The sequence below is a fragment of the Mycobacterium sp. SMC-2 genome (assembly GCF_025263485.1).
Taxonomy (GTDB): domain Bacteria; phylum Actinomycetota; class Actinomycetes; order Mycobacteriales; family Mycobacteriaceae; genus Mycobacterium.
Map to the genome: position 1 here is coordinate 4,923,880 of NZ_CP079863.1, position 23,484 is coordinate 4,947,363.

Annotated in this window: 28 protein-coding genes and 1 pseudogene; 12 read left to right on the forward strand and 17 right to left on the reverse strand. The window is 65.4% G+C overall.

The window, feature by feature from the left end:
• The first annotated feature begins 7 nt into the window (after positions 1 to 7).
• From KXD96_RS22980 to KXD96_RS22990, 3 genes are all read left to right on the forward strand, one after another.
• Positions 8 to 235, forward strand: coding sequence for a hypothetical protein (locus tag KXD96_RS22980; RefSeq protein WP_260740239.1), 228 nt, complete (start codon positions 8 to 10; stop codon positions 233 to 235).
• Positions 236 to 315: 80 nt separating this feature from the next.
• Positions 316 to 789: a hypothetical protein gene (locus tag KXD96_RS22985; RefSeq protein ID WP_260740243.1), complete on the forward strand. Its 474-nt coding sequence runs from the start codon at positions 316 to 318 to the stop codon at positions 787 to 789.
• A gap of 175 nt (positions 790 to 964) precedes the next feature.
• Complete coding sequence (locus KXD96_RS22990; protein WP_260740246.1) at positions 965 to 1,663, forward strand: hypothetical protein; 699 nt, start codon at positions 965 to 967, stop codon at positions 1,661 to 1,663.
• Between the two features lie 412 nt (positions 1,664 to 2,075).
• Here KXD96_RS22990 and KXD96_RS22995 read toward each other — a convergent pair whose 3' ends face one another.
• The 5 genes from KXD96_RS22995 to KXD96_RS23015 all read right to left on the reverse strand — a co-directional run bounded on the left by KXD96_RS22995 (position 2,076) and on the right by KXD96_RS23015 (position 6,487).
• On the reverse strand, positions 2,076 to 2,393 hold the full coding sequence (locus KXD96_RS22995) for a hypothetical protein (RefSeq protein WP_260740247.1): 318 nt from the start codon (positions 2,391 to 2,393) through the stop codon (positions 2,076 to 2,078).
• Complete coding sequence (locus KXD96_RS23000; RefSeq protein WP_260740251.1) at positions 2,393 to 3,268, reverse strand: phage major capsid protein; 876 nt, start codon at positions 3,266 to 3,268, stop codon at positions 2,393 to 2,395. Before KXD96_RS23000 ends, KXD96_RS22995 begins: the two co-directional genes overlap by 1 nt.
• A gap of 134 nt (positions 3,269 to 3,402) precedes the next feature.
• The gene (locus KXD96_RS23005) at positions 3,403 to 3,846 is read right to left on the reverse strand and encodes a hypothetical protein (RefSeq protein ID WP_260740253.1); all 444 of its coding nucleotides are present in this window, start codon (positions 3,844 to 3,846) and stop codon (positions 3,403 to 3,405) included.
• A gap of 8 nt (positions 3,847 to 3,854) precedes the next feature.
• Complete coding sequence (locus KXD96_RS23010; protein WP_260740254.1) at positions 3,855 to 5,243, reverse strand: phage portal protein; 1,389 nt, start codon at positions 5,241 to 5,243, stop codon at positions 3,855 to 3,857.
• A complete protein-coding gene (locus KXD96_RS23015) occupies positions 5,240 to 6,487 on the reverse strand; it encodes a terminase large subunit domain-containing protein (protein WP_313901594.1) in 1,248 nt (415 codons plus the stop codon). The genes KXD96_RS23010 and KXD96_RS23015 overlap by 4 nt, the downstream gene beginning before the upstream one ends.
• Positions 6,488 to 7,202: 715 nt before the next feature.
• Between KXD96_RS23015 and KXD96_RS23020 the strand changes: the two genes are divergently transcribed.
• A complete protein-coding gene (locus KXD96_RS23020; protein WP_260740256.1) occupies positions 7,203 to 7,574 on the forward strand; it encodes a hypothetical protein in 372 nt (123 codons plus the stop codon).
• 100 nt (positions 7,575 to 7,674) lie between these two features.
• On the opposite strand, the gene KXD96_RS23025 is transcribed toward KXD96_RS23020, so the two are convergent.
• Both KXD96_RS23025 and KXD96_RS23030 read right to left on the reverse strand, forming a co-directional pair.
• Positions 7,675 to 7,938: a type IV toxin-antitoxin system AbiEi family antitoxin domain-containing protein gene (locus KXD96_RS23025; RefSeq protein WP_260740257.1), complete on the reverse strand. Its 264-nt coding sequence runs from the start codon at positions 7,936 to 7,938 to the stop codon at positions 7,675 to 7,677.
• A gap of 765 nt (positions 7,939 to 8,703) precedes the next feature.
• Positions 8,704 to 9,612: a tyrosine-type recombinase/integrase gene (locus tag KXD96_RS23030; RefSeq protein ID WP_260740260.1), complete on the reverse strand. Its 909-nt coding sequence runs from the start codon at positions 9,610 to 9,612 to the stop codon at positions 8,704 to 8,706.
• A gap of 104 nt (positions 9,613 to 9,716) precedes the next feature.
• Between KXD96_RS23030 and KXD96_RS23035 the strand changes: the two genes are divergently transcribed.
• The gene (locus KXD96_RS23035; protein WP_260740263.1) at positions 9,717 to 10,001 is read left to right on the forward strand and encodes a 4a-hydroxytetrahydrobiopterin dehydratase; all 285 of its coding nucleotides are present in this window, start codon (positions 9,717 to 9,719) and stop codon (positions 9,999 to 10,001) included.
• Here KXD96_RS23035 and KXD96_RS23040 read toward each other — a convergent pair.
• Positions 9,998 to 11,218 (reverse strand): mannosyltransferase, encoded by a 1,221-nt coding sequence (locus KXD96_RS23040; protein ID WP_260740265.1) that lies wholly within the window; start codon positions 11,216 to 11,218, stop codon positions 9,998 to 10,000. The two genes, KXD96_RS23035 and KXD96_RS23040, sit on opposite strands and share 4 nt — an antisense overlap.
• A 186-nt stretch (positions 11,219 to 11,404) precedes the next feature.
• Between KXD96_RS23040 and KXD96_RS23045 the strand changes: the two genes are divergently transcribed.
• Complete coding sequence (locus tag KXD96_RS23045) at positions 11,405 to 12,061, forward strand: hypothetical protein (RefSeq protein ID WP_260740267.1); 657 nt, start codon at positions 11,405 to 11,407, stop codon at positions 12,059 to 12,061.
• A gap of 32 nt (positions 12,062 to 12,093) precedes the next feature.
• Positions 12,094 to 13,217 (forward strand): annotated as a pseudogene (locus tag KXD96_RS23050) (hypothetical protein).
• A 72-nt stretch (positions 13,218 to 13,289) separates the two neighbouring features.
• Here KXD96_RS23050 and KXD96_RS23055 read toward each other — a convergent pair.
• A complete protein-coding gene (locus tag KXD96_RS23055; protein WP_007169078.1) occupies positions 13,290 to 13,436 on the reverse strand; it encodes a hypothetical protein in 147 nt (48 codons plus the stop codon).
• Positions 13,433 to 14,014, reverse strand: coding sequence for an HhH-GPD-type base excision DNA repair protein (locus tag KXD96_RS23060; RefSeq protein ID WP_260740297.1), 582 nt, complete (start codon positions 14,012 to 14,014; stop codon positions 13,433 to 13,435). The genes KXD96_RS23055 and KXD96_RS23060 overlap by 4 nt, the downstream gene beginning before the upstream one ends.
• A 90-nt stretch (positions 14,015 to 14,104) precedes the next feature.
• Between KXD96_RS23060 and KXD96_RS23065 the strand changes: the two genes are divergently transcribed.
• A complete protein-coding gene (locus tag KXD96_RS23065) occupies positions 14,105 to 14,638 on the forward strand; it encodes a nuclear transport factor 2 family protein (protein WP_260740299.1) in 534 nt (177 codons plus the stop codon).
• Positions 14,639 to 14,680: 42 nt separating this feature from the next.
• On the opposite strand, the gene KXD96_RS23070 is transcribed toward KXD96_RS23065, so the two are convergent.
• Both KXD96_RS23070 and KXD96_RS23075 read right to left on the reverse strand, forming a co-directional pair.
• The gene (locus KXD96_RS23070; RefSeq protein WP_260740302.1) at positions 14,681 to 14,869 is read right to left on the reverse strand and encodes a DUF5302 domain-containing protein; all 189 of its coding nucleotides are present in this window, start codon (positions 14,867 to 14,869) and stop codon (positions 14,681 to 14,683) included.
• 37 nt (positions 14,870 to 14,906) lie between these two features.
• Positions 14,907 to 15,350 carry a PPOX class F420-dependent oxidoreductase gene (locus KXD96_RS23075; protein ID WP_260740305.1) on the reverse strand — a complete coding sequence of 148 codons (444 nt, stop codon included), beginning with the start codon at positions 15,348 to 15,350 and terminating at the stop codon, positions 14,907 to 14,909.
• Positions 15,351 to 15,426: 76 nt separating this feature from the next.
• Between KXD96_RS23075 and KXD96_RS23080 the strand changes: the two genes are divergently transcribed.
• On the forward strand, positions 15,427 to 15,948 hold the full coding sequence (locus KXD96_RS23080) for a DUF1697 domain-containing protein (protein WP_260745512.1): 522 nt from the start codon (positions 15,427 to 15,429) through the stop codon (positions 15,946 to 15,948).
• Positions 15,949 to 15,969: 21 nt separating this feature from the next.
• Here KXD96_RS23080 and KXD96_RS23085 read toward each other — a convergent pair whose 3' ends face one another.
• Positions 15,970 to 16,335 (reverse strand): GntR family transcriptional regulator, encoded by a 366-nt coding sequence (locus tag KXD96_RS23085; RefSeq protein ID WP_260740308.1) that lies wholly within the window; start codon positions 16,333 to 16,335, stop codon positions 15,970 to 15,972.
• Positions 16,336 to 16,372: 37 nt separating this feature from the next.
• Here KXD96_RS23085 and KXD96_RS23090 point away from each other — a divergent pair, with 37 nt between their 5' ends.
• Positions 16,373 to 17,086, forward strand: a complete 714-nt coding sequence (locus tag KXD96_RS23090; protein ID WP_260740311.1) for an NAD-dependent deacylase — start codon at positions 16,373 to 16,375, stop codon at positions 17,084 to 17,086.
• An 11-nt stretch (positions 17,087 to 17,097) separates the two neighbouring features.
• On the opposite strand, the gene KXD96_RS23095 is transcribed toward KXD96_RS23090, so the two are convergent.
• Together KXD96_RS23095 and KXD96_RS23100 are read right to left on the reverse strand one after the other, a co-directional pair.
• Positions 17,098 to 17,727, reverse strand: coding sequence for a class I SAM-dependent methyltransferase (locus KXD96_RS23095; RefSeq protein ID WP_260740312.1), 630 nt, complete (start codon positions 17,725 to 17,727; stop codon positions 17,098 to 17,100).
• Between the two features lie 65 nt (positions 17,728 to 17,792).
• Positions 17,793 to 20,114 carry an MMPL family transporter gene (locus tag KXD96_RS23100; protein ID WP_260740314.1) on the reverse strand — a complete coding sequence of 774 codons (2,322 nt, stop codon included), beginning with the start codon at positions 20,112 to 20,114 and terminating at the stop codon, positions 17,793 to 17,795.
• A 308-nt stretch (positions 20,115 to 20,422) separates the two neighbouring features.
• Here KXD96_RS23100 and KXD96_RS23105 point away from each other — a divergent pair, with 308 nt between their 5' ends.
• Entirely contained in the window at positions 20,423 to 20,545 is a 123-nt protein-coding gene (locus KXD96_RS23105; protein ID WP_003878506.1) for a hypothetical protein, read from the forward strand.
• A 132-nt stretch (positions 20,546 to 20,677) separates the two neighbouring features.
• Here KXD96_RS23105 and KXD96_RS23110 read toward each other — a convergent pair whose 3' ends face one another.
• A complete protein-coding gene (locus KXD96_RS23110) occupies positions 20,678 to 21,430 on the reverse strand; it encodes a 3-hydroxyacyl-CoA dehydrogenase (protein WP_260740316.1) in 753 nt (250 codons plus the stop codon).
• 46 nt (positions 21,431 to 21,476) lie between these two features.
• Positions 21,477 to 22,562, reverse strand: a complete 1,086-nt coding sequence (locus KXD96_RS23115) for a CaiB/BaiF CoA-transferase family protein (RefSeq protein ID WP_260740317.1) — start codon at positions 22,560 to 22,562, stop codon at positions 21,477 to 21,479.
• Between the two features lie 97 nt (positions 22,563 to 22,659).
• On the opposite strand from KXD96_RS23115, the gene KXD96_RS23120 reads away from it, so the two are divergent.
• Positions 22,660 to 23,469 (forward strand): enoyl-CoA hydratase, encoded by an 810-nt coding sequence (locus KXD96_RS23120; protein WP_260740319.1) that lies wholly within the window; start codon positions 22,660 to 22,662, stop codon positions 23,467 to 23,469.
• The last annotated feature ends 15 nt before the right edge of the window (positions 23,470 to 23,484 follow it).

Below are 23,484 nucleotides of genomic sequence, written 5' to 3' on the forward strand. Positions count from 1 at the left end.
TAACACAGTGCCGCGTTACACCTATGGAGCATTATCAGAACCGGTCGACCCCTTCGGGTTTCGTCGCCGCGTTGGAGCCAAAACGGTGGTTTTGGCCGACTCCTACCGCATCGACAGCGGATACGTGACGTTCATCCGCGATGACAAGCCGTTCCTGAGTGTCCCATTCTCGAAGGCTCCGGTTGTTGCCGAGCTCGATGACAACAACGATATTCCGATTACGTTCGTGGAGTAACCACCAAGCGATCCGCTGTGCCGCAATGTAATAATGCACAGCCCTGGTCTTCAGCAGGCCACGGACCTAAGGTGGGTACCGTGGGAGATCAACCTGAGCGGATCGAAAACTTGGTGGCGCGCAGAATCCGCGAGCAGCTGGGCCAAGGAGGCCTGGACAAACTGATCCAAGCCCAACAGGCAGTCGCCCAGCAGATTGAACTGATCGGTGTCCCGAGCCCGAGAGCATTTGGGGACATGATCGTCGTGACCCAGGGCATGGCGGCTCAACTCCAACCAACTGAGGCGTCTCTCAGCGGCCAGGCCGCGGTTGCCGCGATTCGAGCGGTCGATCGAGAGCTAGCCGACGAGCTAGAGCTCCGCAGCCCGCAAGACATCACTGCGGCGCTAAACTTCCGTGCGGCATTGATAAACCTGATAGCCGCGTTCGTGAGCCTATATCAGATGATGCATGGGGTGCCGCCGTCGCAACAGCACATAGAACAGACAATCAACAACGTGACCAACGCGCCAACCACCATCGTGATCAACAACCCGCCACAGGGTGGCGAGTAGCAAACCCGTTGTGCACCAATGGATAGTAGTGCACAGCGCGGTCCTTGACACTGAATTTTCCGAGGTCCACCGTGCAGCCATGCAACTAGCCGAACCGTGGATAACCCTGACTGGCGTACCCGTGGCGCGCCGCAACGGAAGCTAGCGCACAATGTTTACCCAAGCAGCTGAAGGCGTGAGTGATGACGTCATGTGCGCTTGGTCAACGCTTTGGGATGGCGTGATTGACTGGCAATGGACGCCCGGTTGGGGCAACCTCTTCACGGTCATGGTCGCGGTCGCCGCGATTGCGGTAAGCGCCTGGTATAACCGCCGAACGCTACGAGGTGCCAACGAGAAGTTTGTTCAGGGCCGCATCGACGCTCGAAACGACAAGCTGCGGGCGGAGCTGGCAGCATACCTGAGCGACCTGGACGAATGCAGACTCCAAAGCCGCAAACTCGGCAAGTTTATGCGGGAGTTAATCGACGCGCCCTACCAACTATCCCAAGCAGAGGCGCAACCCTGGCAGCAGAATGCTCAGTTGGTAGCAGAGAAGTTCGAACAGTACCGGGAGCAGTCGGAAGCTGCTTATCTTGAAACCGTCTGGGATGTCTACCGGCGCTTAGCAGTACGTGATTTCACCCTCATGATGCTTACCAGCGACAAGGGAATCCTTGAACCCACTCACGAGATATACAAACTGATAGAAGAAGACCGCCGAGACTTCGAAAGCCTAATAGCGGCGCGAGAGAAGATGTCGCCCTCCGATCCGAGAATGGAACGCGGTCGTACTCTGCCCGAGAGGCACTTAAGTCGACAAAGCGACATCTACGATCAGATGATCAAGTTGATGGATCATTGTGTCACCGAGTTTCCGGTGAATAAGGATTAAGCGCTTCGAGCTGTACTATGTTCGTCCGATTACCTTGCGCCCCTTAATAATAGCGCACAATGTTGGTGTTAACACCGCCGCTGCCGGGCGTCAACGATTCCTGTATGGACCTAGCCGCGCTCGCGTACCTCGCCGACCACCTGCCCGACGAAATGAGGTGGATAACCCCGCGCCGCGCTCAACGGCAGACAACCCACACAAGCCGGAATACAAGCACTCCACGACCGGCTTGCCTAAGTCCTCGACCTTGAAGAACAACTAGGTGCATAAACACCGGCCCCGCAGGATCACCGCGGGGCCAGTGCCTAACGTGGCTCACACGTTAGCCCCTGACAGATAAGGAGCTTTTCTGTCTCCCCGGCTTGGCCACCAACGATCAAGGTAAGGAAACCTGCCGGGGAAGTCTATTCGGTTAAACCGCTTGCATGCGGTATCTATTCAGCGTCTCCCGCTCAGCTATTGACCATCCGGCGAATCCGCCATGATAGTCCACAACAATCGGGCCCATCTCTTCACGCACTGCCAACTGACCGGGGTTGCGGAGCAGGCGGGCGGTTGCCGTGACGATCACGCTGGCGATCTCGTCGTTGGGTTCGCCATTCTCGAACCCGACCGAGCGCACGTAAGCCTTGGCGATGTTCGTGACCACCGATAGTGCCTGCGAGACTTGGTTGCCGGTGGGGGCCGGCGATGTGCTCAAAAGGTCAAGCACATTCTGCACCAACGACATTACGCCTCGGTGAGTAGGGTGACCGCGTGATTCTGTAGCAGGGCCACGTCGAACCGGGTTACCACGCGGATAACGACCGAGTCGTAGTCGGCCGCCAGGTGCGGCGAAATGAACACGTCGGAGTCAACATCGCGGGCCACAACTACCTTGGACATGTCCACCAGCGCAACACGGTTCTTAGTCGAGACAGCTGGGATGTTGTCAGTGACTATGACGGGCAGGCCGAATAGCTGGAACGCGGTGCCGTTCTGAATCGTGCTGGGGTCAAACAGGTATTGGCGGAAGTCCTGGTCAGATGTCGCGCCAGGGTTTGCCACCTTCAGCTTGCGGAGCGCGGCGAACGTGGCCGACGTCATCACCCAGTGCGTCGGGTTGACGTGGTTGCCTTGTGCGGTCGCCAGGCCGTCGATCAGGCTGTCGGCATCGGTCAAGTCCAGTGTGCCGGTCGCGATACCGGTGGCGCGGAGAATGCCCTTAATGGTGTTGGAGCTGCCAGTGCCGTCCCACAGAGCGGCGTCTAATGCGTGTGCGACATCAGTGATAAGGCGTTGTTGTAGAACAACTTCCAGACCAACCACACTTTGACGGATCAGCTCGTTACTCACCCTCACGAGCGTCTTAATGCCCTTGAGGGTGGACGGCAGAAGGGTCACCTCGTCAAACGAGAAGTCCCCGTCCCCAATCTGGGAACCTTCCGCCACAAACCCCGCAGTCACACCGTTAGCGATACGCGGAACGCGAAGGGTGTCGTTGGTGTCGTAGATGACCGGCCCGGCGGCCAGGAAGGTGGAAGCCTGTTCTAGCGGCTGGACAAGTAGTGAAGCTACTTCGGATTGCAAAAGGGTGGAGTTGCCACCCGTGACCTCGATGGTCATAGGAGAATACGTCCTGAACGATGCGAAATGTCTGGTGGTGAAAGACGTTTCGTCAACCGGGACGAATGTCAGAAGTGAATCGGAGCGCTGCCGGGCGCTCTCCCTACCTCTAGTTTAGCGGACTACTTAGCGTATCAAATGAATTGCTTGAGAATATTGTGGAAGTTCACTGGCTCATCGGCTCGCCCCCGATTGCCCTGCCCCACATCACCCTTCGGCGTCCGCGACCTCAAATGGGGCTTGGCTTCTAACAATGCGTCAATCGCTTGGTTGAGCGCTTCGGGGTCGTCCAGCAGATCGGCGTCCGGATTGTAGGGGAAGTCGGTCGGGTCGGCCAGCTTGCCGCTGGCGCGCACTAATTCGGTGTGCAGTCGCGCTGCGAGGGTGTCAGTGCGGGCGGCGCGGGCCTCGGCGGCCTTCGCCCGTTCACGCAGGGTTGCGGCCTCCCTGCGGAGCTTGCGCACATCCTTATCCGGCTCGGTGCCCTCGGTGGTGTCCTCGGGCGTTTCCATGACGGCATCGTTAGCGGCCTCGTCGCTGTCAGTTGCTAATTCGGTGTTTGTTGCTTCTTCGTCCATGGTCCTGTTTACTTCTGGCCCTGAGCTTCACGCTGCGGGCCGTTCGCGGGGTTGGTGCCGTGATTGGCCAGGGTGGCCGCATCGGCCGTCCTGGCGGCCCTGATCGCCGCTATCTCGTCGGCGGAATAACCCAGCTTCTGCAACGCGTACGACGCAGGCAACAAACCGGCTTGGAACAACTTGACTGTGGCGTCCGCCTCGGCTGCCACACTGCGGGTATCGGCGGGCGCCCACTGCACTTGCACGTCCACCACGGCCGGATCAACGCCGTCCCGGACAGCCACCATGAGGCGCGCCGCCTGTTCCCACCCACGACCAAACGACTGTTGCCGGGCCTCCGCCCGTGCAGTCAACGACGCTTCCGCCGCGCGGATCGCGTCAGCACTCGTCGGGCTGTCGGTCAGAATGCCCACATAGTGCGCGGGAAGAGCGCTCACTGCCATGATCTGAGTGACCAGCACGTTGACGGCGTTCGTGTAGCCGCGGAGGTCAGCGGCGTCCAATTGGCCAAACTTGGCCTGCTCACTCTCGGCGGTCATGAGCCGGTCGCCCTCGGGAATGGGTGACACGGTTTCCATGACAGGCTCATTGTTGTTGTCCAAGACGGGGTTGCCGTCCGCGTCCAACACCGGCCGCTCCACCAGCTCAATGCCCGTAGCCCACCGTCGCGGCCGACCCACGTACTCACTGGAAACGAGGAGATCGGTCAGCACCTTGTTGAGCCCGTCAACCAGCGGCATCAGATCGTCAAGCTCCGAATGCCCGATGTCAGTGGTTCCGTTTGCGTCGGGACGCCACACGCTAACCAGGTCCGAGTTACGCAGCGGCACAACCGGAACCACGCCCATCGGGTTGTCCAGGGTTTCCACCACGTAGAAGCCGGCGGTTGCCGCGCCGGGTGTGTCAGCCCTAAGCCGGATGATCTGATCGGGCAGGTACACCACGGCCTCGGTAGTGGTTTGGGTGCGCCACCGCTTCACCGCAGACGTGACCGCCCGCGTGCCGGGGTCGGAAATCACCGCAACTTGCTTCGGGGATTCCACCGTCACGAGCGGCCGACCTACGCTGTCCGCCCAACAGATCACAAACGACTGACCGAACAGCAGCGCGTCACGGTGCGCGGCCGCCGACAACTGATCGAGGTCTAACCGAAGCCAGTCGGGCCACACGTCTGCACCCTTGAAACCCACAACGCGCAGGCGTTCGGCCAGACTCGTCACCGCCAGCCGGGGAAGGTTCGACGCCATGCGGCCGAACCGGTCACCCAGCGCAACCCGCGCCTCAGGAGATAGGAATGAAAGTGGTTGCCTGCCGGTGTAGTAACTCTGCAAGGTGGAGTAGCGCCACTGCGGGCCGTCCAGAGTGTGCAGCAGCTCAACCAATAAATCTTGGTTCAATTCGCGAAACTCGCATATCTTTTCTTAGGTTTACGGGTGCCGTGCCAAGTAGCCCGCGAGTGACACATGACCAGCGCCGCAGCGGCGTCCACCTTGCGGCCCCGCCGAGAAGCCTTCTCGATGCGGCAGCCGCGATGGTTACGGACCACCACCGCGTTGCCGATGTGGGCCGCCAGCGTCGCGTTGCCCGAATGGGTGAGGTTGCCGTTGACGGCCGCGTTGTACAGATCGGTGGTGGCCGCCACGAGGCGGGACGGTGAATGTGGGAACTGCGAAACCACCAGACCCTCAGCCTCTAGGAGCTGCATGGTCCGCAGCCATCCCCACGGGTCAGCAACTAATTCAACAACCCGGTATATGTTTCGGGCCTGCCTAATGCACTCTTCAACCTCAGCGATGGGAACCTGCCAGCCCGCATCGTCGGCGGGCTTCTCCCACACCGCGAGCACATCGAAGTGCGGCTCGGCGGATACCGTGCCGATCACCAGCGCGGTCGAGTCATCCGAATGTGACCCGTCAAGGGCGATGACTACCGGGGCACCCGGTGCGATCCCTTGACCCGTGGAGCGGGCAGCCCACACCCCGGCGGGCAAAAACTCGCCCACCGTGTCGTTCACCAGCTGGCACAACCGCGCACGCCGGAACGTGCCTTCGCGGGTCGTCTTCAGCAACTTAACCGCATCCTCGGCGTCGAGAAAATCACCGAGCGCGGGATTCGCTAACGCGATGCAGTGCCGACAATCGGGCGGGTGATGCTGAAAGTCATTGGCGGAGAACTCTCTCCACACCACATGATCGTCACCAAGTTCGGCGTGAATGTTGCGCAGATCGGTCAACACCGAATCGGTCGGGTCGGGCGGCGGCGTCCCGATAGCCACCAGCGTGGACACCGGCCTCTTCGACTGCGCCAGGGTCAGAACTTCATACGTCTCCCGCGCCACACGGCCCGCTTCATCGAGCAGAGCCAGGGTGTAGTCGAGGCCCTCAAGGGCCGCCGGTTCAGCCGGTAGGGTCTGCAACGTGGCATACCTGGCCGGAATCGTCAGCCGATCCCTACCCACCTGACAGCGAGACGCCAACGGGTCGGACATCTGCACGAACTGGCGGGCAATCCCAAAAATAAGCCCCGCCTGTTCCTTACTGAAGGCGACAATAACCACCGTCGCCGATTCGCCACCGCAGAACAATTCCCAAATGGCCAGCGCTGCAAGCAACGTCGACTTTCCATTGCCGCGAGGAAGCATCCACCCAACAGTCCGGGGGCGCTTCGGCCGATCCAACATTGACGCGCACAATTCGCGCTGCCAAGGCCGTAACTCGAATGTTTGCCGAGCGCCATACCCCTTGGGAACAACCAGAAACTCCCTGCAGAACTGCTCGAACTGCTGGGACGGTAACCCGCTGGGGTTAAACGGGATTGGCGAGGGATCAACCCGTGCCTTAGGGCCTGCTCTAATTGGTTAAATCCGTTAGGGTCGGCAATTAATTGTGAATGGCGAGCGCAAGCGCGACGAGTTCAAAGCGGTTTGCGGGCATCCCCCCGGGGCCTCGCCATGCCGTTGGTGTGTCGACAGTGCTTGTGCCACGACATGATTACAACGATCGCTTGGCAAACTCCGTTGTGGACCGTTTGCTGGCGCGGGACGGCCGCACGGGCTCTTGCGCCCGGTTGCATGCGCCACAGAGGACTAAGAAGTATCCAGCTGCAACGTGTTTCATAGTTAGCGGCGTGCCAGCCGCTACAATTTCCCAGCCCGCTTTGGTGTGGTGAAGCTGTAAGTCTTTAGGGGACAGACATTCCGAGCACCACGGTTGTAGCTGGCGTGCACGTTCGGACAGCCGCTTCCAACCTGTTCCGTATCCGCGTTCCTTCGGCGATAGCTTCGGGAGTTGGCATGCAGGGCAGCGTGACTGGCTGGAGAGTTCGCCGCAGACTAGGCAAGGCTTAAGCATCACATCATGCTCATCGCCGAGAAGCCCATGCGATCACGTGATAAGGGGTTCGATCGCTCTTTACCCGTCGGGCATGCGGAAAGTTCGTTCGCGTTAAGCACTGGCCGCAAAGCGAGGCCCGGCTCACCGGCGGTGCTGCTGACGTTCGCGTACCGCGTCGGCCTCGCGGGCGATGTCAGGGTTCGTTGTGGCCTCCAACAAATCCTCGCCCAATCGGAGCGCGGCGGATGGCTGCCGCAAGATGATGTACCGGCCGCCAGTGGCCGCATCCATGAAAACTTCCGAAACAACATCGCCATCGACATGAGGATGGATCTGGACCCCAACGGAGTTGGGATACGGGCGCAGCAGGGTTACCGGATCATCCGTGGTCATTGATCCCACTCTCGAAGTGCGGTTCGTTCTTCGACGGCTTGGCAGCGTGGGCACAGGGTAGCCAGCCACGCCACGGCCGCCCCGCATTCGATGCAGAAGCCGCTCACGCCGGGGCCAGCCGATCAAGCTGATCAAGCACCAGCCGTCTGAGTTCAAGGTCGCCGCTATAGACGCCCCGGCTCAGCCTGACAATCAAACCCCCGTCCGCAAGGCGGCACAGTGCCCAGTTGGCGCGTGTGGTGGAGATGCCGAAGTGTCGCGCCACATCCTCCGGCCGCACGGGCCGTCCATGCTCCTGCACGAATATCAAGACATCGCCATTTAACGTGGCCGTTCGGCCACACTTCGGACATGTTTCGATTGCCATTTGCGCCAAACAACCTTTCTATAATCAGATTAACATCATTAACGCGCGAAATTGCTTCTGAAACGAATCTATCCACCATTTGTGAATTACACTAAAGGTAGAGAAGATAGCGGATGCCTCCGCACATATCCCCCGGGCCGTCGAGCACGCGATTCAACCTCCTGGGATGTCAGTGCGGCGTTGAGCTGTCGTGATACCTCGCCTATGAGAGGGGTATGCCTCGAAACAAAACACCTCAGATGCCATCGCGGACTAACGGTTGTCCGCTACCGCTAGTTGGCTAGCCGCTCCGCTGGGTCTGCGTTGATTTGTTTGGTGCCGCCTTCGGCGGAACGCGAGTAACAGACCGAGCGGAACGCAATATAGCACAGCTAATTATCGTAATATCCACATTGGTCGTAGTAGTGCACAATTTTGTTCGCTATCGGCGTCGCGCCCTCGCGCTAATTCCGCTCGCGCCCCACTAGACTGCGCTATCGAGCTGGCGCCGAACTGGTGGTGCATGCTGGCAGAACACAGAGAAGCACATTGTCTACAGAGGCAACACTGCGGGCGAGGGCAGCCGCCCACGAGTCATGGGCACGAACCGAAAACCGCACTGCGAGAACGGCACCCGCCCGCGCGGCGATGCAACGCAAGTTCGAGGAACAGGTTGACCCGAACAACGAACTGTTGCCAGCGGAACGCTCAAAAAGGGCAGAAAACGCACGCAAGGCTTACTACACGCGTTTAGCGCTGCGGTCGGCTCAAGCGCGGCGGCGGCCGTCAGAAGTCCCCGAGGTTTAGCGCCCGAGCCTCAGCCGTGGCGCGCTCGGCTGCAGTGGCGCGGGCGTACCTGTCGAGCATCTCCCGCGATGACCAACCGGCGACCGACATCAGACCGCCTTCAGACCCGCGAGACGACATCCATCTGCTGGCGAAAGTGTGTCGAAGTACATGAGGGTGAAAGCCGTTGATATTTGCAGTTTTAGCGCGGTCGGCCAAAGTGACCCGCAACCCGTGCGGTCCAAGCGGCTGGTGAGTGCGCGCACCCAACCACAGCGCCTTGCTTTCGGCCCCAGGATGGCCGCGCCGCAACCTGATATAGCGGTCCAGGGCGCGGGCCGTCTGCGGGCCAAACGGCGCAATCCTGCCCTTGCCGCCTTTTCCGCGGCGAATCATCACCAGCCCGCGCGACAGGTCAACGTCGTCCAGCTCCAAGGCGATCAACTCCCCGGCCCGCATCCCGGTTTCGGCCAGCAATCGGACGATCGCTTCGTCACGGCGGTCTTTGAGGCCACTTCCCTGGCACGCCTTGATCAACGCACGAAGCTGATCCTCGGTGAGTACTGGCGTGATCGGGGTATCCGACTTCGGTGCGTTCAATCTCAGCAGCGGATCGGAGTCGATCTCTCCCTCTTCGGCCAACCATTTGGAGAACTGACGGACGCCGGCCAGCCGCACCGCTGCCGTTGCGGACTGAGCACCGGAGTCAAGCAAATCAGCAATCCAAGCTTGAACCTGGCCGCGATCAATCTGAGCGGGATGCCCGTTATTCGCGCACCATGCGAAGTAGCGGCGGATACTCGACAGATACAGCTTCTGCGTCTGTGGAGAGCGACGGGCCGACTTGAGGGCGATCTCGAAACTAGCGACCAGGGTGGTGATGTCCACCGGGGGAAGTGCAACGCTCATCTTATTAACTTTAACTGACAGCGTTGTGCAATGCGCTGAGCACGGTTTTCAGGCGTGTCTCCGCATGTCAGACCGTTCGTCGTATGAGAGGAGATAGATACGATATGGCTGTGTTAACGGATGAGCAAGTGGACGCCGCACTGCCCGAGCTCAACGGATGGGAGCGCATCGACGGTGCGCTGCGCCGGTCGATCAAGTTTCCGAGTTTTCTCGCCGGCATCGACGCGGTGCGCCGGGTGGGCGAGCACGCGGAGAGCAAGGACCATCACCCGGATATTGATATCCGTTGGCGGACAGTGACTTTCGCCCTGGTTACGCATTCCGAGGGTGGGATTACCGACAAGGACGTGGCCATGGCCCACGACATCGACGAGATCGTCGGCAGTTAGTCCTTCGACCTGCCGGTGGCGCCGATCCACACCAAGGTCGCCACGGCCGCCACGATGTAGAGCAGGCCGGCCCAGGCCAGATACCAGGGCCGGCTGATCTGCCAGATGGTCGGCTGGGCGTAGAGCAGCAGCCACGGCACGCCGGCGATGGCGAGCGCCAGCCAGCCCCAGCCGACGATCCGCGCGCCGGGGCGCTCGCGCACCGGCCCGTGAATCGCCCAGACCATCAGCGGCACCAGCCACACCCAGTGGTGGGTCCACGAAATGGGCGACAGCAGCAGCCCGAACAGCTCGACCACCAGTAACTTGCCCAGCCGGTCGGACGGGCCCAGCGCCCGCCAGGCCAGCACGGCCACCACCGCGGTGGCGCCGATGGCGATCAGGACCGGCGGGCCGAAGCCGGCGTCGTGTCCCAGGATCCGGGAGATGCCGCCGCGCCAGGATTGATTGATCGACGTGGCGATGGGCCCCACTCGGTGCGCGTCGCCCAGCAGCTTCGTGAAGTAGTAGCGGGTCTGATCCCCGACCACCAGGGCCGACACGCCGATCGTGGCCAGGAAGACCGCGGCGGAGAAAACCGCCGCGGCCCATCTCCGCACGCCGACCAGATAGACACCGGCGATCGCCGGCGTCAGCTTGATCCCGGCCGCCACGCCGACCAGCAACCCGGACAGCCACCACCGTGTCGTCAGGACCGCCCACAGCACCGCGAGCATCAGCAGCACGTTGACCTGGCCGTAGTCGAACGTGCTGCGCAGCGGTTCGATCCAGATCGAGATCGCCGTCCACCCCATGGCCAGGCGGCGGCCGTCGGCGCCGGGCGCAACACCGATCAAGCGCTGACTGATCCGGATCGCCCCGTACAGCGCGGCCATCGTGGCGATCTGCCATGCGAAGGCGACCAGGCCGAACGGCAGCAGGCTCAGCGGGTAGAAGACGACCGCCGCGAAGGGCGGATAGGTGAACGGCAGCGGGAAGTCCGGTGTCTGATCGGCATAGACGTAGCTGTACAGCGTGCCGGGATGGTCGATGGCGGCGGCGCCGCCGAGATAAACGTGCAGGTCGACGAAGTTCGCGCCGTGCGGCGACAGGTAGGTCCAGCCGAGCCGCGCGGCGACGCTGGCGACCAGCAGCGCGGGTGCCGCCGCCCGAAGCAGACTCGCGAACCGCCGGCGCGGGGGTGCGGTTGGCGCGGCCGAGGTGGTGTCTATCCGCATGACTTTAGCGATCGAGGCGGGCTGAGCGGCATAGGGACGACCTCCCCCGCCTGGTCGGTAGGCGTCCGGTCACCGCCGTCACTCGTATCAATAACGATCAAATAAATGCCACACGTGTCACTTGAGTCCCATCAGTATCAACGTAACTTCGGCGCTGGACCCCGTAATCCACAACCAGGGAGAGTCATGCCAACCATCTGGACTTACTTGCGTGCAGCGGCCGTCGTAGTCGGTTCGTCCGCAGCCCTACTCACGGGCGGTATCGCCCACGCCGACCCCGTGCCGGCTCCACCCATCCCGAACATTCCGCAGCAGCTGATCAGCTCGGCGGCCAACGCGCCGCAGATCCTGCAGAACCTCGCCACCGCCCTCGGCGCGACCCCGCCTGCCGCGCCGGCCGCTCCCGGCATCACCTTCCCGGGTGTTCCGTCGGCAACGTCACCGGCGACGTCCGCGGCCATCCCCTCGATTCCCGGGCTGCCCCAGGCGCCGACGCCATCCGCCCCGGCGACCACGCAGGGCCTGCAGGGGTTGATCCCCGGCCTGACGCAGCAGGCACCCGCGGCACCCGCCGCCCCGGCCACGTCGTCCATTCCCGGACTGCCGGCCATCCCGGGGTTGTCGACGCCGACCGCCCCCGCCACCCCGCCGACCCCGCAGATTCCGCAGGCGAAGGTCGACATGCCGGCGTTCCTGCCCAACCTGCCGGTCAACGTGCCTGCGCAGATGACCCTGCCGCAGGACCTGCCGGCGCTGGCCGGGGCCCCGGCCGGCCCGGCCGCGCCGGCCGCACCGGCAACCGGGGCCAACCCGGTAGCTCCGCTGCTCGCCGCCCTGCCCTGAATAGTCAGCCAGACAGCACAGCCCACCACCTAATGACCGGAGGACACAGCGTGGCAACCACTTGGAATCTGTCCAAAGGTTTGGCCGCTGTCGTGACGGCGTCGGCTGCCGCGTTCGGGTTCTGCCCGAGCGCGGCAGCCGACCCGGCGGCACCGCAACCGAACTCGACTCAGGAACTCCCGGGCCTGCCGGCGTTGTCGCAGCTGAGCCCCATCATCCAGCAGGCGGCCGGCAATCCCGGCCAGGCGACGCAACTGCTCATGGCCGCAGCGCAAGCTTTCAGCCACAACCAGAGCGCGCCCACCGAGTCCCGGAACGTGGCCGCGTCGGTGAACCAGTTCCTGGCGATGCCCGGCGCGGCGCTCCCCGACGGCTCGCCGGTGCCGCACGTCCCGGCGGCGGGCGTCGAACCGGGCGCGCAGTCGCACCTGCCCGCCGGCATCGACCCCGCGCACGCGGCGGGTCCCGGGCCGGCCACCGCCCCGCCGGCGGCGGTCGCAGCGGGCCCGCAGGCGCACCTGCCGGCCGGGATCGACCCGGCGCACGCCGCCGGTCCCGGGCCGGTCGCAGCCCCGCCGGCTGCGGCACCCCGGTGGCCGCTCCGGCCGCTTCCGCGCCGGGGCCCGGCACCGTCGCACCCGTCGCCGCGCCCGCACCGGCGCCACCCGCGCCGGCCACAGCCCCCGCGCCCGACGTCGCACCGGCCCCCGCGCCCGCCGCGGCGGCGGCCCCCGGTTTCGGCCCCGACGCTCCGCCGACGCAGGACTTCATGTATCCCTCGATCGGCACCAACTGCCTCGCGGACGGCAGCAGTGCGATCGCCACCGCGCTGTCGGTGGCGGGGCCGGCGAAGATCCCGACTCCCGGGCCGGGCCCCGGGCAGACCGCCTACGTGTTCACCGCCGTCGGCACCCCCGGACCCGCGGAGGTGCAGAAGCTGCCGTTGAACGTGACGTGGGTGAACCTGACCACGGGCAAGTCGGGAACGGTCGCGCTCAAGCCGCGCACCGATATCAATCCCGACGGTCCGACGACGCTGACCGCGATTGCCGACACCGGGTCGGGCAGCATCATGTCGACCATTTTCGGGCAGGTCACCACCAAGGAAAAGCAGTGCCAGTTCATGCCCACGATCGGCTCCACCGTGGTGCCGTAGGGCTGGCACCTTTCCCGCCCGAGCGCGCGTGTCCCCCACCTGGCGGCACGCGCGCTCGCGTCAGACGAAGATCTAGTACGCCATGAACAAGATCGCGTCGCGGTCGTACTCGAGACCCGGGTGAACGCTGGCGAGATGAGCCTGGGTCAGCTCGACCAGCTCGTCCTCATCTTTGCCGACGATGGCTTCCCCGCATGGACACGTTAGGTGTGTCTTCACGTTGCCGCCCTTCCCTTCTTGGCTGCTGCCTTCATCTGCTTCTTGTACGAACGCACCGCGCCCATCGATTGGGCGTCGACGATATCGGCGACGGAGATGTGCGTGCCGGCCTTGCCGAACTGTCCGGCCGCCGCGCGCCAGCCCTCGGGAGTGACGCCGTACTGCTTGCCCAGCAACGCCAGGAAGATCTGCGCCTTGACCTCGCCGAAACCGGGCAACCCCTTGATTCGGCGCAGGACCTCCGCGCCGTCGGGGTCGCCGGCGGTCCACAAGCCGGCCGCATCGCCGTCGTAACGGTCCACGATGATCTGGGCCAGGGTCTGGATCCGCTTGGCCATCGATCCCGGAAAGCGGTGGATCGCAGGCTTTTCCGAGCACAGCGCGGCGAACTTGTCGGGGTCGAATTCGGCGATTTCATGCGCACCGAAGCCGCCCATCCGGTCGGCGATCTTCTTCGGGCCCGCGAAGGCGGTCTCGAAAGGTACCTGCTGATCGAGAACCATCCCGATGAGCAGCGCCAACGGGTCCTCGTCCAGCAGCGCGTCGGCCTCGGGATCTTGGGCGAGCCACAGTTTCACCGTCGACGACCTTCCTTTCCGCTGAACACCCTAAGCCCGATGAGCCGTTGTTGGGAGAGTACTCAGCAGCAACCGCCGCGTTATCGTGGCGTGGTGGTGGATGAGGCGCGATTGGCACTGATGCTGGCCCGCGACGAACTGCACGCGCTCGTCACCGCCTATTGCCGGGCCGTCGACCGCGCCGACTATGAAGCGCTGCGGGGCCTGTACCACCCCGACGCGACGGACTCGCACGGCTCGTTCTCGACGGGCGGCGTCGAACAGTTCATCGCACAGCTACGGGCGGCGGAGCCCTACGTGCGTGTCTCGCAACACAACATCACCACAACGAACTTCGTGATCGAGGGCGAGGACGCCCGCGGTGAGGTCTACTGCCTGGTGTTCCACACCTTCGCCGGCCCCGAACACGACATCGACGTCATCATCGGCGGCCGGTACCTGGACACCTACACCCGACACGACGGCCGCTGGAAGTTCCGTCAACGCACCATCGTGGCGGATTGGGCGTACCGCAACGACCCGTCGCACTTGGACTTCTCGCACCCGAGCACCCGGGGCAGCCTGCGCGGCGCACCGGGCCAGGCCGACCCGTCGATCAGCCTGTTCGAACCGCCCAAAGGCTGAACTCTCACCGAAAGCCGTTGGAAGGCAACGACTGCCCGAAGGTCACCCGCTCTTGCGGCGGAATTCGCGGCGGTTCTCCACCGGGCCATGCGCCCGCGCCTGCTTGCCGCTGCCGTTCTTGTGGTCGGAGCCGCCCGACGACTTGGCCATCTTGCGTTCGAGGGCCTCACGGAACTTGCGCTTGGTGTCGTCGTCCGATTCCGGCGCCTCCGACGACTTGGGTTCAGCCATACCGGCAGCGTAGCCCCAGGCGGCCGGAATCGGGCGGCTACCGCACGCCGGGCGGCATGCCGTACACGTGCGAGATCGGCAGGGTCAGCAGCACCCGCCGATCGGTGACCATCGCCTGGCGGAACTCGTCCCAATCCGGGTGTTCGCCGGCGATGTTGCGGTACAAGGCAATCAGCCCCTCGACGGTGTCGTCGCCGGGGGCGGCCGCCGGGGGCGTCAAGATCGCCGTGCCTTCGGCCACCGCGTACGACCACCCGTCGTCGGCGTCGACCAGGATGGACGTCCGCGGATCGCGGCGCAGGTTGCGGGTCTTGGCCCGCGGCTCGGTGATCGACACCCGGATGGCCAAGTCGCGCGGGTCGAAGTGGTAGCTGACGTTCGACAGCTGCGGACGCCCGTCGCGTTTGATGGTGGCCAGCACTCCGAGAGAGTTTCCACTGATCACGGCCAGCAGCTTGTCGTCGAAGACTTGGCGCCCCATGTCGAAAGCCTACGTCGCGCGTCCAGCGACCGGTCCCGGATCGCGTCCGCACCGGCTGCCCTGGTGGAATCGGATGATGACCCCGTACGCGGCTTTTTTGCGCGGCGTCAACGTCGGCGGAGTCAACCTCAAAATGGCCGAGGTGGCGCGCGCATTGACCGACGCGGGATTCACCGGCGTGCGCACCATCCTGGCCAGCGGGAACGTGCTGCTGGAGTCATCCGCCGGTGCGGCGGCGGTGCGCAAGAAGGCCGAAGCCACGCTGCGCGACGGCTTCGGCTATGACGCGTGGGTGCTGGTCTACGACCTCGAAACCGTGCGCGCCGTCGTGGACGCCTACCCGTTCGAGCCCGAGGTGGACGGCTTTCAGTCCTACGTCACGTTCGTCGCCGACAACGCGGCGCTCGACGAGCTCGCCGCGCTGGGCGGCGGCGCCGGCCCCGACGAGAGGATCGCCCGCGGCGCGGGCGTCATCTATTGGCAGGTGCCCAAGGGCGCCACCCTGGACAGCACGATCGGCAAGACAATGGGCAAGCCGCGCTACAAGTCCTCGACGACCACGCGCAACCTGCGCACGCTGGCCAAAGTATTGCGGTAAAACGCGGCGCCCCAGGCGCGCTCAGTCGTCCGCCACGTTCGTCAGGTAACGCATCGCGTCGGACTTGGTCAGCCCCAGCGCGCGGGCCACCTCGACGTACTCCCTGGCGGCGGCGGCCATGGCGGCATCGGTCGGGTCGAAGCGAGAGATGAAAGTGCCGAAGCGACCCCGGGTTTCGACGATCGCCGCCGACTCCAATTCCCGGTACGCACGGGCGACGGTGTTGGCCGCGACGCCCAGCTGGCCGGCCAGGTCGCGCACCGTGGGGAGCCGGGTCCCGGGCGGCAGGGCGCCGGCCCGAACACCGTCGATGACTTGGGTCCTGAGCTGGTCGAACAGTGGCCTGCTCGCCTTCACGTCGACCTTCAGCAAATCCCGCAGCTCCACGCGTTCAGTATGTCCCACGCGCGACTATCTTGGTGGGATGCGAGTAACGGTGCTGAGCGGCGCGGGGATCTCCGCGGAGAGCGGCGTGCCGACCTTCCGCGACGACAAGAACGGGTTGTGGGCCCGCTTCGATCCTTACGAGCTGTCCAGCACGCAAGGGTGGCGCGACAATCCCGAGCGGGTCTGGGGTTGGTACTTGTGGCGTCACTATCTGGTGGCCGACGTTCAGCCGAACGTCGGGCATCGCGCCATCGCGGCCTGGCAGGACGGCGCCGAGGTCAGCGTCATCACTCAGAACGTCGACGACTTGCACGAGCGTGCCGGGAGCGCGCCGGTTCACCACCTGCACGGCAGCCTGTTCGAATTCCGTTGCGACCGTTGCGGTACGCCCTACACCGGTGAGCTGCCCGCGATGGCCGAGCCGATGCTCGAGGTTCAGCCACCGGTCTGTCACTGCGGCGGCCTGATCCGGCCCGACATCGTGTGGTTCGGTGAGGCGTTGCCCGACGCGCCGTGGCAGAGCGCCGTCGACGCGACCGAGGCCGCCGACGTCATGGTGGTGGTCGGAACGTCGGCGATCGTCTATCCGGCGGCCGGGCTGGCAGAGCTGGCGCTGTCGCGCGGCACGGCCGTCATCGAGGTCAATCCGGAGGTCACGCCGCTGTCCAGGCACGCGACGCTCAGCATTCGCGAGACCGCCAGCCAGGCCTTGCCCGGGTTGCTGCAGCGGCTGCCCGCCCTGCTGAAGTAGCCCCGCGGGAACTACGGCCGGCGGGCGCGGCCCAGCAGCAATTCCGACACCGGCATCGGCGCCCACGCCGGCAGCGTGAACTCGCGCCGGGAAATGTCAACCTCGAACCCGGCGTCGACGATCGCGCGCTCGGTATCGCGGTGGGTGTGGCAGTTGCCGAACAACCGGGGCCACAGCGTCGCGTCGGCGAACCGTTGCAGGCGGCCCCGCGCGCCGCCGCTCGCGACGTGCTCGAGGTATCGCAACTCCCCGCCCGGCCGTAGCAACGAGTAGAGCCGTTGCAGCACGCCGCCGGGGTCGCGCACCGAGCACAACACCAGCGAGCACACCACGGCGTCGAACGGGTCGCCGCCGCTGAACCCCTCGGCCGTCTCGCCGGTCACGACGACACGGGCGGACACCACGTCCGCGGCGGCGCGGGCCTGGGCCGCCAGCCGCGGCTCGGGCTCCACCGCGACCACCTCGTGGACCGACTCCGGGTAGTGCGGGAAGTTCGTCCCGATGCCCGCCCCGACTTCGAGCACCCGCCCCGACAACCCCGCCAGGTTCTCCCGGCGCAGGGCCCGTATCGCCTCGGTTTCATGGGTGGCGACGACGGGCCAGATGCGCGCGAAGAACGGGTTGTCCACCGTCGTTGTCATACACGTCAACCTTCCGACTCGGATGAGCCTTCACAATAGGGTCTGCGGGCGGGTTTATCGGCGGGTCAGCCGATGTTGGGTACGGGTTCGCCCAGCGGGCCGCCGTCGATCGGGATCGGCTCGACGTATCCGGTTGCGTGGGCCGCTGACTCGCTGATGCCGAACCGATCGTGCAGCCAGGCCAGGGGCCTGGGCGCCCACCAGTTCCATCGGCCCATCACATGCATGAACGCCGGCACGACAACCATCCGCACCAGGGTGGCGTCGGCGAACACGGCGAGGGTCAGGCCGAGGCCGAACATCCGCATGAAGGAAACGTGGGCGGCGATCAGCGCGGCGAACGACATCGACATCACCAGCGCGGCGGCGGTGATCACCCGGCCGGTGCGGGCGACGCCGAGCGCGACGCTCTCGTCGTTGGCGGCGTTGGCCTCTTTCGCGGTCGGCTTTGCCGGTCGAGCGGCCCCGGACGCGAGCCAGTACTCGCGGATGCGCGAGAGCAGGAACACCTCGTAGTCCATCGACAGGCCGAAGGCGATGCAGAACAGCAGCACCGGCATGTTGGCGACAAGCGTCCCGCTCGGCGTCGTTCCGAGCGCGCCGAGATGCCCGTCCTGGAAGATCCACACCAGCGCACCGAACGCCGCCGTGAGCGACAGGAAGTTACAGGCCAGCGCCTTGGCGGGCAGCACCAAGCTGCCGGTGAGCAGGAACAGCAGCGCGAAGGTGATGGCGGCCATCAACCCGAGCACCAGCGGAAGGCGGTCCGTGACCGCGTCGACGCTGTCGCGGTTGACCTGGGCCACGCCGCCCATCGCCACGGGCCGGCCCGCCGGCCCCGGCACCCCGTGCAACCGCTGGAGTTGGGCGTCGTTGGCCTTGGAGAACAGGGGCGCCGTGCTGCTCACGGTCAAAAAGGCGCTGCCGTCGGCCAGCCCGGTGGCGCCGGCCGGCGGCCCGGTCCGGTTGCCGCCGACGAACGTCCCGCCGGGAGCCGACACCGCCGACACGTCGGGAACCCGCGACAAGTCGGCGGCGTACCTGTCGAGGTCCGCCGGATCCAGGCCGCGCGCGTCGGGGACCACGACCGGAACCGACGTCGCGGAGTCGTGCGCGAAATCGTTGCGCAGCTGGTCCCCGACCTGGTGCGACGACGCCGAACGCGGCAGCACCCGGTCGTCGGGGAACCCCCATTTCACGCCCATGAAGGGAAGCCCGAGCAGCAGCAGCAGCGCGACGACGGTCAGACCGATCGAGGCCCAGCGGCGCATCACCAACTTGCTCGACCGGTACCAGAACAGTTGCTCGACGGGCTTGTGCACCGGCTCGGGACGCCGGAAGACCCGACGCATCAGCCGGCGCGCGTCCAGCGCGTCCAGCCGGGGGCCCAGCAACACGATGGCGGCCGGGGTTATCACGATCGAGGCGGTCGCGACGAAGGCCACGGTGGCCACGCCGGCGTAGGCGAACGACTTGAGGAAGTACATCGGGAACGCCACGGTCGCCGACATGGACAACGCCACGGTCACCGCGGAGAACAACACCGTCCGCCCGGAGGTGGTCATGGTCCGGATCAGCGCCGCTTCGCGATCGCTGCCCTCGGCCAACTCGTCGCGATAGCGGCTGACGATCAGCAGGGTGTAGTCGATCGCCAGCGCCAGGCCCAACGCGGTGGCCAGGTTCAGGGCGAAGATCGACACCTCGGTGGTGAAGGTGATCAGCCGCAAGACCGTCATCGACCCGACGACGGCCAGGGCGCCCAGCGCCATGGGCAACGCCGCCGCCAGCAGCCCGCCGAACACCCAGATCAGGATCAGGAAGCTCAGCGGGAGCGCGATCATTTCCATCACCAGCAGGTCGGACTGGTTCTGGGTGTTGATTTGGGCGTACTGCATCGCGGCACCCCCGGCGCGGACGGTGACGCCGTCACGGTCGTGGATGAATTGGTCCGCGACGGTTTGGGCGTTGCTCTGCGCGTAGTTCTCGCCGCCCTTGAGGTTGACTACGAGCAGACCCGACTTGCCGTCGCGGCTGACCAGATCGGTGTTTGTCCCACGCGGGACCGTCCAGGGCGACGACACGTTGTAGACCAACGGCGACTTCTGCAATTGGTTGACGAGGTCGGTGCCCACGTTGCGGGCCTGTTCGCTGTCGGTGCCCCCCGGCGCGGTCACCAGGATCAGCATCTGCTGACCGCTCTGCCCGAACTTGTCGGTCAGCACCTGGATCGCGTGGGCGGACTCCGAATGCGGATCCTGGAAGCCCCCGGGAGACAGGCGCTTGGCGACGGGGATGCCGAAGACCGCGGCGGCGACGAAGACCAGGACACCGATTGCGATGATGCGGCGCGGCGCCGCAATGGCCAGTCGAGCGATCGCCTGCAGCATTTCATGCCCTTCCGCCACCGGCGCTGACCGCGCTGGCCGCCGGCGTCCCCGCGTCAACGTAACAAACGCTAATTTGCACGCGTCGAACAGCTTCCTCCTTAAGCACGGATGACGGCGCGGGCACGGTTCAGTACGGCGGTTAAACCGCGGCGGCGGTAAGAGTCCGGCCAGAAAAATGTGCGGCAACTAAGCAGGTCACGGGGTTGATGCCGCGCTCGACCGCCTGCAACCTACCCGCCGGTAAATTGCCACTGTTTTCCGAATCGTGACTCAAAGATTCCTTAATGGTGGCCCATACGCTCAGTGTCATGTGGATCGACGACACAAGTGCCGACGTCATCAAGGTCGACTTCGAAGCCCTCTACCACGGCGACGTGCTGGTGGAAGGCGAGACCTCCGAGCAGTTCGACGAACTGCAAGCGGCGAGCTGAGCTACGACCATGAGCATGCTCGCACGGCTGTTGATGGCCGAACCCGCTGTCAGTCGATGGTTCCGCCGATAAGTCCTTTCTCCGATACGAAAGCCCCCCGCTCGTCGCGGGGGGCTTTCGTATCGGAGGGCCTCAGCGTGGCGCCATCCGGATGGCGCCGTCCAGGCGGATGACCTCGCCGTTGAGCATCGGGTTCTCGATGATGTGCACCGCTAGCGCCCCGTACTCGTCGGGGTCGCCCAGCCGGGCCGGGTGCGGCACCTGCTTGCCCAGCGACTTCTGCGCCTCCTCCGGCAGCGAACCCAGCAGCGGGGTCTTGAACAGCCCCGGCGCGATGGTCACCACGCGGATCAGCTCGCGCGACAGGTCGCGCGCGATCGGCAGCGTCATGCCCACCACGCCGCCCTTGGACGCGGAGTAGGCGGCCTGGCCGATCTGGCCCTCGAACGCGGCGACCGAGGCGGTGTTGATGATGACGCCGCGCTCCTCGCCGACCGGTTCCGTCTTGGCGATGCGCTCGGCGGCCAGCCGCAGCACGTTGAACGTGCCGATCAGGTTGACCCCGACCACCTTCTTGAACGCGTCCAGCGGGAACGGGCCGTCCTTGGACAGCGTCTTGATGGCGTTGCCGATGCCCGCGCAGTTGACGTTGATGCGCACCGGGCCCATCGACTCGGCGATGTCCAGCGCCTTGCCGACGGCGGCCTCGTCGGTGACGTCGGCCTGCACGAACCGGGCACGTTCGCCCAGCTCTTGGACCGCCTCTTCGCCGCGCAGGTCGATCACCACCACCTGCGCCCCCGCGTCCAGCAGCCGCTTGGTGGTGGCCAGGCCCAGGCCCGAGGCGCCCCCGGTGACGACGGCGACGGCGTCTTTGATCTTCATGCGAGTCCTTCCTTGCTTGGGGTCCAGCCAACCAGTTGGTTGGTGACTATACCCAGTCGGCGAGCACGGCTTGGACGTCGGCCAGGGGCGCTGCCGGCGGGCGAGGCACGTCGGGTGTGGTGCGCGAGAACCGCGGGGCGGGCAGCGGCTGCAGGCCACCGTCGACTTCGTAGAAGGTGTTCCGCTCGGTGATGTGCGGCTCGGTGTGCACCTCGCCGAACGCCAGCACCGGCGTCACGCAGGCGTCGGAATCGGCGAACACCTTGGCCCAGTGGTCGCGGTCGTGGCCGGCGAACGCCGTCGTCAGCGCCGCGCGCAGCTCGGGCCAGCGGCTGACGTCGTTCTGCGAAGGCAGGTTGGCCGCGTCCAGGCCCAGCCCGGCCAGCATGGCCGCGTAGAACTGCGGTTCGATGGCGCCGACGGCGACGTAGCGTCCGTCGGCGCACTCGTAGGTGTCGTAGTAGGGCGCGCCGCCGTCGAGCATGTTGGCGCCGCGCACGTCCGACCACATGCCCATGCCGCGCATCGCCCACATCATCTGGATCAGCACGCTGGAACCGTCGACCATGGCGGCGTCGATCACCTGGCCCTTGCCGGAGCTCTGCCGCTCCCACAGCGCAGACAGGATGCCGACCAGCAAGAACATCGAGCCGCCGCCGAAGTCGCCGACCAGGTTCAGCGGGGGCACCGGCCGCTCGTTCGCCCGGCCGATGGCGTGCAGGATCCCGTTGAGCGAGATGTAGTTGATGTCGTGGCCGGCTTGCTGACTGCGCGGGCCGGTCTGTCCCCAGCCGGTCATCCGGGCGTAGATCAGCCGCCCGTTGACCTCGGCGCACTGCTCGGGGCCCAGGCCGAGCCGCTCGGTAACCCCGGGACGGAAGCCCTCGATCAGCACGTCGGCCTTGGCGACGAGCTGGAGCACGACGGCACGCCCCTCGTCGGACTTGAGGTCGACGGTCAGCACGCGCCGGTTGCGCAGCATGGCGTCCTTTGCGACACCGCCGGGACCGGTTGACGGCCGGTCGATGCGCACCACGTCGGCTCCCAGATCCCCCAGAATCATCGCCGCATGCGGGCCCGGCCCGATGCCGGCCAACTCGACGACCCGAAGCCCCTTCAGCGGTCCAGCCACGATCTACCGACCTTTCGTCTGCTCTGACGCCCGTTGTAGTTGGCATCTTCGCAGCCGCCTTCGGCGGGCGCGCAGCCCGGTCACCTAGGGTGAGGCCATGCCGCAATCCGCTATCGACACCCTGACCCCCGTCGCCGGCCTTTCCGTCACGCTTTCCGGCGGTGTGCTGTCGGTGACCATTGACCGCCCCGACAGCCTCAATTCGCTGACGCTGCCGATGGTTACCGGGATCGCCGACGCGATGGAACGTGCGGCCTCCGACCCGGAGGTGAAGGTGGTGCGCCTCGGCGGTGCCGGCCGTGGCTTCTGTTCCGGGGCGGGCATCAGCGCCGACGACGTGTCCGACACCGGTGTCTCGCCGGACGAGATCGTCGTGGAGATCAACCGGCTGATCCGGGCGATCGCCGCCGTGCCGCACCCGGTGGTCGCCGTGGTTCAGGGACCGGCGGCCGGCGTCGGGGTTTCCCTGGCGCTGGCGTGCGACGTCGTATTGGCTTCGGAGAGCGCATTTTTCATGCTCGCCTTCACCAAGATCGGCCTGATGCCCGACGGCGGCGCGTCCGCGCTGATCGCCGCGGCCGTCGGCCGCATCCGGGCGATGCACATGGCGCTGCTGCCCGAACGCCTGCCGGCCGCCGAGGCGCTGGCCTGGGGCCTGGTCAGCGCGGTCTACCCGGCCGACGAATTCGAGGCCGAGGTGGACAAGGTGATCGCGAGGTTGTTGGCGGGTCCCGCCGTGGCGTTGGGCAAGACGAAGCTCGCCATCAACGCGGCCACGCTCGCGCAGCTGGAGCCGGCGCTGCAGCGTGAATACGAAGGGCAGGCCGTCCTGCTGCGATCGCACGACTTCGTCGAGGGCGCAACGGCTTTCCAGCAGCGCCGCACGCCCGACTTCACCGACCGCTGAACACCCGGGCGCTTA

Excerpts from the sequence above, each read along its gene's own strand:
- KXD96_RS23080 (WP_260745512.1), top strand. The coding sequence starts at position 15,427 with ATGACCCCGTACGCGGCTTTTTTGCGCGGCGTCAACGTCGGCGGAGTC.
- KXD96_RS23045 (WP_260740267.1), top strand. The coding sequence starts at position 11,405 with ATGCCAACCATCTGGACTTACTTGCGTGCAGCGGCCGTCGTAGTCGGT.
- KXD96_RS23090 (WP_260740311.1), top strand. The coding sequence starts at position 16,373 with ATGCGAGTAACGGTGCTGAGCGGCGCGGGGATCTCCGCGGAGAGCGGC.
- KXD96_RS23030 (WP_260740260.1), bottom strand. The coding sequence starts at position 9,612 with ATGAGCGTTGCACTTCCCCCGGTGGACATCACCACCCTGGTCGCTAGT.
- KXD96_RS22995 (WP_260740247.1), bottom strand. The coding sequence starts at position 2,393 with ATGTCGTTGGTGCAGAATGTGCTTGACCTTTTGAGCACATCGCCGGCC.
- KXD96_RS23015 (WP_313901594.1), bottom strand. The coding sequence starts at position 6,487 with ATGCTTCCTCGCGGCAATGGAAAGTCGACGTTGCTTGCAGCGCTGGCC.
- KXD96_RS23120 (WP_260740319.1), top strand. The coding sequence starts at position 22,660 with ATGCCGCAATCCGCTATCGACACCCTGACCCCCGTCGCCGGCCTTTCC.
- KXD96_RS23070 (WP_260740302.1), bottom strand. The coding sequence starts at position 14,869 with ATGGCTGAACCCAAGTCGTCGGAGGCGCCGGAATCGGACGACGACACC.
- KXD96_RS23000 (WP_260740251.1), bottom strand. The coding sequence starts at position 3,268 with ATGACCATCGAGGTCACGGGTGGCAACTCCACCCTTTTGCAATCCGAA.
- KXD96_RS23005 (WP_260740253.1), bottom strand. The coding sequence starts at position 3,846 with ATGGACGAAGAAGCAACAAACACCGAATTAGCAACTGACAGCGACGAG.
- KXD96_RS23025 (WP_260740257.1), bottom strand. The coding sequence starts at position 7,938 with ATGGCAATCGAAACATGTCCGAAGTGTGGCCGAACGGCCACGTTAAAT.
- KXD96_RS23075 (WP_260740305.1), bottom strand. The coding sequence starts at position 15,350 with ATGGGGCGCCAAGTCTTCGACGACAAGCTGCTGGCCGTGATCAGTGGA.
- KXD96_RS23105 (WP_003878506.1), top strand. The coding sequence starts at position 20,423 with ATGTGGATCGACGACACAAGTGCCGACGTCATCAAGGTCGACTTCGAA.
- KXD96_RS23035 (WP_260740263.1), top strand. The coding sequence starts at position 9,717 with ATGGCTGTGTTAACGGATGAGCAAGTGGACGCCGCACTGCCCGAGCTC.
- KXD96_RS23020 (WP_260740256.1), top strand. The coding sequence starts at position 7,203 with ATGCTCATCGCCGAGAAGCCCATGCGATCACGTGATAAGGGGTTCGAT.
- KXD96_RS23040 (WP_260740265.1), bottom strand. The coding sequence starts at position 11,218 with ATGCGGATAGACACCACCTCGGCCGCGCCAACCGCACCCCCGCGCCGG.
- KXD96_RS23100 (WP_260740314.1), bottom strand. The coding sequence starts at position 20,114 with ATGCTGCAGGCGATCGCTCGACTGGCCATTGCGGCGCCGCGCCGCATC.
- KXD96_RS23110 (WP_260740316.1), bottom strand. The coding sequence starts at position 21,430 with ATGAAGATCAAAGACGCCGTCGCCGTCGTCACCGGGGGCGCCTCGGGC.
- KXD96_RS23095 (WP_260740312.1), bottom strand. The coding sequence starts at position 17,727 with ATGACAACGACGGTGGACAACCCGTTCTTCGCGCGCATCTGGCCCGTC.